General features: G+C 66.0%; 1 protein-coding gene. It reads left to right on the top strand.

All coding sequences use genetic code 11. From position 1 onward, the window contains the following. Positions 1-827, top strand: an 827-nt coding sequence (locus ACO0LV_RS18480; protein ID WP_424789385.1) for an IS1634 family transposase, incomplete at its 5' end; no start/stop codon positions are given. Positions 828-859 lie beyond the last annotated feature (32 nt).

Here is an 859-nt window from a genome sequence, read left to right as displayed (position 1 = left end):
TGGCCGACATGGTCGTCGTCGCCGACGCCGGGATGCTCTCGGCGGCCAACCTCAAAGAGTTGGACGAGGCGAACCTACGGTTCATCGTCGGCTCGAGGATGACCAAGGCCCCGATCGACCTGGCCTCCCACTTCCGCTGGCACGGCGATGCATTCACCGACGGCCAGGTCATCGACACCATCACCCCTCGGGTGTCCACCACGCGCGCCAAGGCCGTCAACGACGTCACGAAGAAGGCCGAACCGGTCTGGAACCCCGCCGAGCACGAGGCCTCCTGGCGGGCCGTGTGGGCCTACTCGGCCAAGCGCGCCGCCCGCGACACCAAGACCCTCACCCGGCAGGAGAACAAGGCCAAAGCCGTCGTCGCCGGCGAGAAAGCCGCCCGCACCCCGCGGTTCGTGAAGAAGGGCCAGGGCGCACCCAGACTGGACGAGGCAGCCCTGTCCAGGGCCCATCGCCTGGTCGGTCTTAAAGGCTATGTCACCAACATCCCGGCCAGCATCATGCCCCCCGGAGAGGTGATCTCCTCCTACCACGACCTCTGGCAGGTCGAGACCTCCTTCAGAATGTCCAAGACAGACCTCCGCGCCCGCCCACTGTTCGCCAGAAAGCGTGACGCGATCGAAGCCCACCTGACCATCGTCTTCACCGCCCTCGCCGTATCCCGCGAGATCCAGAACCGCACGGGCCTGGCCATCCGCAACGTGATCCGCCAACTCAGGCCACTGCGCTCGGCCACCATCGCGATCAACGCCAGCCAGCAGACCTTCCCGCCCCAGATCCCGACCGACAAGCAGACCCTCCTCGACGCCCTCCACCACCGCTGAGATCACGCACTAACGAAATGACCAAACTCAGG

It is taken from the genome of Pseudactinotalea sp. Z1739, assembly GCF_049725055.1.
Taxonomy (GTDB): domain Bacteria; phylum Actinomycetota; class Actinomycetes; order Actinomycetales; family Beutenbergiaceae; genus CALKWS01.
The sequence above is the reverse complement of the archived record's forward strand: the minus strand, read 5'-3'. Positions and strand labels throughout refer to the sequence as shown.